We start from the raw sequence: 8,472 nt of genomic DNA, 5'->3' as shown, positions 1-8,472 counted from the left end.
GCCCTGGGTCTGCCAGTGGCTGCGCGCGCGGCTGCTGCCGAAGGCGCCGGCCGATGGCGTTGCGAAGCGCCTTTACGTCTCGCGCCGGCGCGCTGGGCGCGGCCGCGTGCGCAACGAGGACGCGGTCGAAGCCGTGCTGCTGCGCCACGGCTTCACCACCGTCGATGCGGAAACGCTGTCGTTCGCGCAGCAGGTCGCGCTGTTCTCCGGCGCCGAGGCGGTGGTCGGCCCGCACGGCGCGGGCCTGTCGAACCTGGTCTTCGCGCCGGCCGGCTGCCGCGTACTGGAACTGTTCGCGCCCAGCTGCGTGAACGTCTGCTACTGGACGCTCGCCTGCCAGCTCGGGCTGCCCTACGCCTTCCTGCTGGGCACCGACGTGCCCGGACCTGGCGGCGCGGCGCGACCTGACATGCAGGTCGATGCGGCCGGTTTGGACAACCTGCTGGCGCGCCTGCTGGCGCAACCCGCCGAGGCAACCGCGTGAGCAGGTTCGCCTCGCTCATCCCGCTCTTGCGCGGCGTGCTGTGGACCCGGCGCAGCGGCGTGCAGGCAAAGAACCGTCCCCGCATCATGGGTCCGCGCTGCCGGCTGGACGTGCAGCCGGGCGGCCAGCTGCGCATCGGCGTCAACCTGGTGGTGGACCGCGACGTCGAGATCGTCGTCTACCCCGGCGGCGTGCTGGAGCTTGGCGACAATGTCTACATCGGCCATGGTTCGACCGTGGCCTGCGCGCAGAGCATCCGCATCGGCAACGACACCATCATCGGCGACCTCGTCTCCATCCGCGACATGAATCACCTGCGGCAACCCGGCGTGCCTTTGCGCGCGAGCGGCATCCGCACGCAGCCGATCCGCATCGGCGCCAACTGCTGGCTGGGCAGCAAGGTCACCGTGACGGCCGGCGCCGCGCTGGGCGACGAGTCCACCGCGGCGGCCAACGCAGTGGTCACCGGGACCTTTGACGCGGCCAGCGTGGTCGGCGGTGTCCCAGCGCGACCGATCGCGGGGCGCGAGGCGCAGTCATGAACAGCCCTGCTCTCACCGTCGTTCTGTGCGTGCACAACCCGCACGCCGGCCGGCTGCAGCGGGTGCTGGACGCGCTGGCCGGGCAGACCCTGCCTGCTTCCGAATGGACGCTGCTGCTGGTGGACAACGCCTCGCAGCCGCCGCTGCAATCGCGGGGCATCCCGCTACCGCCGGGGGCACACATCATCGATGCGCCGGAGCTGGGCCTGACCGCGGCGCGGCTGGCCGGCATCCGCAGCGCCGAAAGCAACATCCTAGTGCTGATCGACGACGACACCGTCGCCGCGCCCGACTACCTGGAGGTGGCATTGCGGCTGATGCGCGCGCACCCGGAGATTGGCGCGGCGGGCGGACGCATTGCCGGTGAATTCGAGGTCGCCCCCGCAAGCTGGATGCGCGGATTTCTTGACGTGCTCGCGCTGCGCGATTTCGGCGACCGGCCGATTCGCGCGCTGGCGCCGAACCACATCGGTCCGTGGGAACCCTGCGGCGCAGGCATGGTGGTGCGCCGGCAAGTGGCGCTGGCCTATGCACAAATGGTGGGCACCGACGCGCGGCGCCGGCTCGACCGCGTTGGTACACGGTTGTCCAGCTGCGGCGACACCGACCTGGCGCGCACCGCAAGCGACCTGGACTTCTACCTCGCCTACGAGCCGGGGCTGCATCTGACGCACCTGATTCCGGCCGGGCGGCTGCGGCTGCCCTACCTGTTGCGCATCACCTACTGCATTCAGCGCGACGGCTGGATGCTGCTGCGCATGCGCGGCGCGCCCAGTGCGCTGGGAGGCTGGCGCCTGTGGGCGCACCGGCTGCTCGCACCCGTGCGCAGCTTCCGCCCCGACCCGCGCCAGTGGGCGCTGCGCCTGGCTGGTGCCTGGGGCCAGCTGCAGGGGCGCGCGCTCGAACTGGGGGAGCCGCGATGAGCACGCTGCCTTCCATCACCCTGGTGACCCCCTCGTACAACCAGGCGCAGTTCCTGGAGCAGACCATCGACTCGGTGCTGTCGCAGCGCTACCCCGGTCTGCAGTACATGGTGGTGGACGGCGGCAGCGCCGACGGCTCGGCCGACATCATCCGCAAGTACGCCAAGCACCTCGACTGGTGGGTGAGCGAACCCGACCAAGGCCAGAGCGACGCCATCCTCAAGGGCTTCGCCCGCGCGCGCGGGCAGCTGATGAACTGGCTGAACTCAGACGACCTGCTGCAGCCGGATGCGCTGTTCGCCGTCGCCCAGGCGCACGCCGAAAGCGGCGCCGAGATGGTGGTCGGCGGCGACGACCACTTCGTGCGCAGTCCCGCCGAGCCGGTGTCGCGCTTCACGCCGGCCGGTTACGCCTTTCCGGGCTGCCTGCGTTTCTGGAACGGGGCGTTCCGCTACCACCAGCCCTGCACCTTCTTCACGCGCGGCCTCTACGCGCGCTGCGGCGGGCTGGACGCGCGCCTGCATTACGCGATGGACTACGACCTGTACTGCCGCATGCTGGCGGCCGGCGCCGACGTGCTCACACTGCAGCGGCCGCTCAGCGCCTTCCGGCTGCACCCGGACGCCAAGACCAGCCGCGCCAAGGCCGGCTTCGTGCGCGAGATGCGCGCCATTTCCAGGCGGCACTGGCCTCCCGCGTGGGGCGCGGCCGAACAGCAGGCCATGGACCGCTACAGCGCCGAGTGCTCGGTCCACATCGCGGCCGAGGCCGCGCGCGGCGGCGACTGGCGCAAGGCCGCCGAAGGCGTGGTCTCCTCGCTGGCTTATGCGCCGGTGCATGCCGCGCAGTTCGCGCTCGGGCGCGTGGCACAGAAATTCCAGGGACCCCATGGCTGAAAGCACGGAACGCCTGCCGCTCACGGTGGCGGTGCCCACCTACCGGCGCGAAGCGGTGCTGCTGCAGACGCTGGACTTCCTGCTGGCGCTGCAGCCGGCCGCGGCCGAACTGCTGGTGGTGGACCAGACAGAAGCGCACGAGCCCGCGACCGCCGCGCGGCTGCAGGCACTGGACGCTGGCGGAGCCATCCGCTGGCTGCGGCTTGCGCGGCCTTCCATCACGCAGGCCATGAACCACGCGCTGCTCCAAGCCACGCAACCGCGCGTGCTGTTCGTCGACGACGACGTGCGGCCCGAACCCCAATTGCTGGCGGCACACTGGGCCGCGCACCAGGCGCTGCCGCTGGCGCTGGTGGCCGGGCGCGTGGTCCAGCCCTGGGAAGAAGCCGCCGATGCGGCGGGGCAGGAGCTCTCGGGCCTGGCCGCGCGCGGCGAGCGCGAAGTCCGCGAATTCATCGGCTGCAACTTCTCGGTACCGCGCGAGGCGGCCGTGGCCGCCGGCGGCTTCGACGAGAACTTCGTGCGCGTGGCCTACCGCTACGAGGCCGAATTCGCCCACCGCTTCATGGCACGGGGCGGCCGCATCGTGTTCGCGCCGCGCGCCTGCCTGCACCACCTGAAGGACGGCGGCGGCGGCACCCGCGCCTATGGCGACCACCTGACGACTTGGCGGCCCGACCACGCGGTCGGCGCCTACTACTGCGGCCTGCGCACCGGCGCACCGGGCGAATTCCTGCGGCGGCCGCTGCGCGCCGCGGCCACGCGCTACCACCTGCGCCGGCCCTGGCGCATTCCGGCCACGCTGGTGGCCGAGGCGCGCGGCATGGCCTGGGCGCTCGGCCTCTTCCTGCGCGGACCGCGCCTGCTGGGTCGGGCCGAGGGGGCCGCGCGATGACGCTCATCACGGCCGGGCTGCTGCTCATTGCCAGCATGCTGGCAATGCTGGACTGGCGCCGCGGCCTGGCCCTGTGCGTGCTGGTCGGCGTGGCGCAGGACCCGCTGCGCAAGCTCACGGACGGCCAGCCCCTGTACTACGTGGTGCTGGTCGGCGTGGTGTTCGGCGCCGCCTGGATCCGCGCCTACACCAGCGGGGTGAAGCTAAGCCCGCTGGCGATCTACGGCTGGCGCAAGCAGCTCAAGCACCCGTTCTACGCCATGGTGTTCCTGGTCGCGGCCCAGGCCGCGCACTCGCTGCTCGCCTACCGCAGCCTCTCGCTGACGGGCATCGGCCTGCTGGTGTGGCTGGCGCCGGCGCCGGCGGTGGTGATGGCCTACCAGCTCGCGATGCGCCGCGGGCTGGCCGGCGTGCAGCGGTGGATGCGCGTCTACGTCACGGTGGCGCTGCTGTCGCTGTCGGGCGTCTACCTGCAGTACGCCGGCGTGCAATGGCGGGTGCTGGGCGAGGTCGGCGAAGGGATTCTGATTTACGACGTGGGGACCGTGCTGAAGGCCTACAGTGGTTTTTACCGCAGCTCGGAACTTGCCGCATGGCATACAGCTGCCATGGCCTGCTTCATCTTCATCCTGTCCGTCGGCAAGCGCGCGACGCTGGCGCGCGTGACCACTGCGCTGGCACTGATCGCGCTGGTGGCGGGCCTCGGACTTCTGACGGGCCGGCGCAAGATGCTGGTGGAGATCACGGCTTTCCTGAGCATCTATTTCTTCCTCACCTCTTGGCTGCAGCGCGGCGCGGCCAAGCTGGCGATGACGCTGCTGCTGGGCGGCGCCATTGGCTACATCGCCATCGTCGGCTTCATTTCGCCGGATCTGTCCACGCGCCCTGGGCGCACTACTGAGCTCTCGGTCGAGAGCGCGCAACGCATCCGTGGTTACGCCGAGCGTGGACAGACCGTTTTTGCCGACGTGCCTACGCGCATCAATGCGCTGGGCATCCAACCGGTGCTGTGGGCGGTGCAGGTGCACGGTTGGTTCGGCGCCGGCCTGGGTACCGGCAGCCAGGGCGCGCAGGACGTGATGGAGCTGCACGCCATCAACCGCGGGGCCTCCGAAGGCGGCCTGGGCAAGATCACCATGGAGCTGGGCGTCCCCGGCCTGTTCATCGTCGTGTGGATGCTGTATGCGCTGGGCAAGCACATCGCGCGGCAGCTGGTGGTGCTGACCAAGCTGTCGCCCCAGCACGCCCGCATGAGCTACGGACTGGTGGCGTTCCTGCTGGCCAACGCCGCCACCTTCGCGGTTGCCACCCAGGCCTACAGCGACCTGTTCGCGCTGCTGATCCTGGGCTGGACGCTGGGCTTCCTGCTGGCCATGCCCGCGCTGGCTGCGCGCGGCGACGGCCGCCCGAAAGGCTTCGCCGAAACCATGCCGGCCACCACGATGCCCATGCAGCTCTCGCCGGACGGCGGGCTTTCGCATGGCGCAAGACCGTTGGCGCCGTGGCAGGTGACCCGGTGACCGGGCGGCCTGCCGCGCCGGAGGGCGCCGCGCCGCTGCGCCTGCTGGCCGTGGCCTCGCATCCCGTCCAGTACCACGCGCCCTGGTTCCGCGCGCTCGCCATACGGCCCGAGCTGGAGCTGTGCGTGCTGTTCGCCGAACGCCCGGACGCAACGCAGCAGGGCCGCGGCTTCGGCGTCGCCTTCACCTGGGACGTGCCGGTGCTGGAGGGCTACGCCTGGCGCGACGCGCCGGTGCGCCTGCGCGGCAAGCCCTGGCCTGCTTTCCTCGCACGCAGCATCGCGCGGCCGGCCCAACTGCTGCGGGAACTGCGCCCGGACGCGGTGCTGCTCACCGGCTGGCATGTGTGGCCGCTGGTACAGATGCTCATTGCCGCACGCCGCGCCGGCATTCCGGTGGTGATGCGCGGCGAGGCGAATGCGCTGCGCACGCGCCCACGGCACGTGCGTGCGCTGCACCGCTGGCTGCTGGGGCAGTGCGCCGCCTTCCTGCCGATCGGCAAGGCCAGCCGGGCGTTCTACAAGGGCTATGGCGTGGCGGACGCGCGGCTGTTCGATGCACCGTATTTCGTCGACAACGCGCACTTCGCCGGGCAGGCGGCGCAGTGCGAACCGCAACGCGCGGAACTGCGTGCACGCTGGGCCGTTCCCGCCGACGCCGTGTGTTTTTGCTATGCCGGCAAGCTGGAGCCGAAGAAGCGCATCCTCGATCTGCTGCAAGCGTTGAAGTTCGCCGCACCCACATCGCCGCGCCGACTGCACCTGCTGGTCGTCGGCACCGGTGAGCTGATGGCGCAGGCGCAGGCCTTCGCGGCCGAACACAACTTGCCCGTGACCTTCGCCGGCTTTTTGAATCAGAGCGAAATTCCCGGCGCCTATGTCGCCGCCGACGCGCTGGTGCTGCCCTCCGACTTCGGCGAAACCTGGGGTCTGGTGGTCAATGAAGCCATGGCCTGCGGCCGCGCTGTGGTGGTCAGCGACCGCGTCGGCTGCGCAGCCGACCTGGTGGTGCCGGGGGACACGGGCACCGTGTTTCCGTTCGGCGACACCGCTGGCCTCGCACGTGCGCTGGTGGACATGGCGCAGGACCCCGCCCGGCTGCGAGCGATGGGCGAGCGTGCGCGCGCCCACGTCATGCGCAACTACACGGTGGAACGCTCGACGCAGGCGACCGTGCAGGCGGTCCGGCAGGTGGCATGTTCCACGTGAAGCACTCCACCGTCGCATGAGAGTCCTGCACGTCATTCCCTCGCTCTCGCCGGTGCACGGCGGCGCCACGCGCGCCGTGCTGCTGATGGAGCAGGCCCTGCAGGCCCAGGGCGTCGAGGTGGAAACCGCCGCGACGGACGACGACGGGCCAGGACGGCGCAACGGCAAGGCCTGCGGGCAGCCGCTGTGCGAAGACGGCATCGTGCGCTGGTACTTCCCCAAGCGCGCCGAGTTCTACAAGCCGGCGCCCGCCTTCGCCCGCTGGATCGCGGGCGCCGCGCGCGAGTACGACCTGCTGCACCTGCACGCCCTGTTCTCCTTCACCACGGCCGCCGCCGCGCGCGCGGCACGCCGCGCCGGCGTGCCTTACGTGGTGGAGCCGATCGGCACGCTGAACCGCTATGGCCTGGGCCGCCGTCGGCCGTGGCTCAAGCGCCTGTCGCTGGCGCTGGTCGAAGGCCCGGTGCTGCGCCATGCCGCCGCGCTGCGCTTCACCAGCGAGCAGGAGGCAGAGGAAGCGCGCGCGCTCGGCATCGCCTGGCGCGAAGCGGTGATTCCGCTCGGCCTGGAGGTCGCGGCGTTCAACGGCCCCGAGCGCCCGCCCGTCCCCGTCGTGGCCAGCCAGTTGCTGTTCCTCTCGCGCCTGGACCCGAAGAAGAACCTCGAAGGCCTACTGGATGCGCTCTCGGTTCTTGTGCCCGCACATCCACAACTGCGCCTGACGGTCGCCGGCGACGGCGACGCGGCCTACGTCGCACAGCTCAAGGCCCGCGCCGCAGGCCTCGGACTGGACTGGCACGTCACCTGGGCCGGGCACATCGAAGGCGCGCGCAAGGCCGAGGCGCTGCGCACGGCCGACGTCTTCGTGCTGCCGTCGTTTTCCGAGAACTTCGGCATCGCGGCGGCCGAGGCGCTGGCGGCCGGCCTGCCCTGCCTGTTGGGAGAAGGCGTCGCCATTGCCAAAGACGTGGCGCAAGCGGGCGCGGGGCTGGCCGTCGCGCCCGATTCCGCTTCCGTTACTGCCGGGCTGCGACGTATGATCGACGCGCAGGAGGATCTCGCGGCCATGTCGGTCCGGGCGCGTCGGCTCGCGCAAAGCCGGTTCTCTGCGCAGGCCATGGGCCTGCGTCTCAAGCAGTTGTATTCGGACATCCTCACCCCATGAAGACCGTCCTCGTCACCGGTGGCGCCGGCTATGTCGGCAGCCACGCATGCAAGGCACTCGCCGCGGCGGGTTTCGTGCCGGTCGCGTTCGACAACCTGTCGCGCGGGCACCGTGAATCGGTCCGCTGGGGCCCGCTGGTGCAGGGCGACATCCTGGACCGCCCGGCGCTGGACGCCGCGCTGCGCCAGTACGCGCCGCTGGCGGTGCTGCACTTCGCCGCCTTCGCCTATGTCGGCGAGTCGGTGACCGAGCCCGGCAAGTACTACCGCAACAACGTCACCGGCTCGCTCACCCTGCTGGAGGCGATGCGCCACGCCGGCGTGCACCAGCTGGTGTTCTCCAGCAGCTGCGCGACCTACGGCGTGCCGCGCACGCCGCTGCTGGCCGAAGACCACCCGCAGGAGCCGATCAATCCCTACGGCGCATCCAAGCTGATGACCGAGCGCATGCTGCGCGATTTCGACGCCGCCTACGGCCTGCGCGCCATCTGCCTGCGTTACTTCAACGCCGCCGGCGCCGACCCCGAGGGCGAGACCGGCGAGGAGCACGATCCCGAGCCGCACCTGATCCCGCAGATCCTGGACACCGCCGCCGGCCGCCAGCCGGTGGCCACCATCTTCGGCGACCGCCACGCCACCCCAGACGGCACCTGCGTGCGCGACTACGTGCATGTGTCCGACCTGGCCGAGGCGCACGTGCTGGCGCTGCGCGCGCTGCAGGACGGCTGCGCCAGCACCGCCTTCAACCTGGGCAACGGCAACGGGTTCTCGGTGCGCGAGGTGATCGACGCCGCGCGCGCCGTCACCGGCCGGCCGATCGCCGTGCGCATGGGCCCGGCC

General features: G+C 71.1%; 9 protein-coding genes. All 9 read left to right on the top strand.

Annotation, left to right across the window (positions count from 1 at the left end; translation table 11 throughout):
* The coding region (locus H0U68_RS07820; RefSeq protein ID WP_296354305.1) for a glycosyltransferase family 61 protein at window positions 1-484 on the top strand (484 nt) is incomplete at its 5' end.
* Window positions 481-1,026 (top strand): acyltransferase, encoded by a 546-nt coding sequence (locus H0U68_RS07815; RefSeq protein WP_296354303.1) that lies wholly within the window; start codon window positions 481-483, stop codon window positions 1,024-1,026. The genes H0U68_RS07820 and H0U68_RS07815, both read left to right, overlap by 4 nt.
* A complete protein-coding gene (locus H0U68_RS07810; protein WP_296354302.1) occupies window positions 1,023-1,949 on the top strand; it encodes a glycosyltransferase in 927 nt (308 codons plus the stop codon). Before H0U68_RS07815 ends, H0U68_RS07810 begins: the two co-directional genes overlap by 4 nt.
* The gene (locus H0U68_RS07805; RefSeq protein WP_296354300.1) at window positions 1,946-2,845 is read left to right on the top strand and encodes a glycosyltransferase family 2 protein; all 900 of its coding nucleotides are present in this window, start codon (window positions 1,946-1,948) and stop codon (window positions 2,843-2,845) included. Before H0U68_RS07810 ends, H0U68_RS07805 begins: the two co-directional genes overlap by 4 nt.
* Window positions 2,838-3,740, top strand: coding sequence for a glycosyltransferase family A protein (locus tag H0U68_RS07800; protein WP_296354298.1), 903 nt, complete (start codon window positions 2,838-2,840; stop codon window positions 3,738-3,740). The genes H0U68_RS07805 and H0U68_RS07800 overlap by 8 nt, the downstream gene beginning before the upstream one ends.
* Window positions 3,737-5,260 (top strand): hypothetical protein, encoded by a 1,524-nt coding sequence (locus H0U68_RS07795; protein ID WP_296354296.1) that lies wholly within the window; start codon window positions 3,737-3,739, stop codon window positions 5,258-5,260. Before H0U68_RS07800 ends, H0U68_RS07795 begins: the two co-directional genes overlap by 4 nt.
* On the top strand, window positions 5,242-6,468 hold the full coding sequence (locus H0U68_RS07790; RefSeq protein ID WP_296354295.1) for a glycosyltransferase family 4 protein: 1,227 nt from the start codon (window positions 5,242-5,244) through the stop codon (window positions 6,466-6,468). The genes H0U68_RS07795 and H0U68_RS07790 overlap by 19 nt, the downstream gene beginning before the upstream one ends.
* Window positions 6,469-6,484: 16 nt before the next feature.
* Window positions 6,485-7,633, top strand: coding sequence for a glycosyltransferase (locus tag H0U68_RS07785; RefSeq protein ID WP_296354293.1), 1,149 nt, complete (start codon window positions 6,485-6,487; stop codon window positions 7,631-7,633).
* Window positions 7,630-8,472 (top strand): UDP-glucose 4-epimerase GalE (galE, locus tag H0U68_RS07780; RefSeq protein WP_296354291.1); only part of this gene is annotated, 843 nt, incomplete at its 3' end. The genes H0U68_RS07785 and galE, both read left to right, overlap by 4 nt.

Origin of the sequence: Ramlibacter sp. (assembly GCF_013697775.1) — a bacterium.
In the GTDB taxonomy this organism is placed as follows: domain Bacteria; phylum Pseudomonadota; class Gammaproteobacteria; order Burkholderiales; family Burkholderiaceae_C; genus Ramlibacter.
Note: the sequence above shows the minus strand (reverse complement) of the source record. Positions and strands in the feature narration are given on the sequence as shown.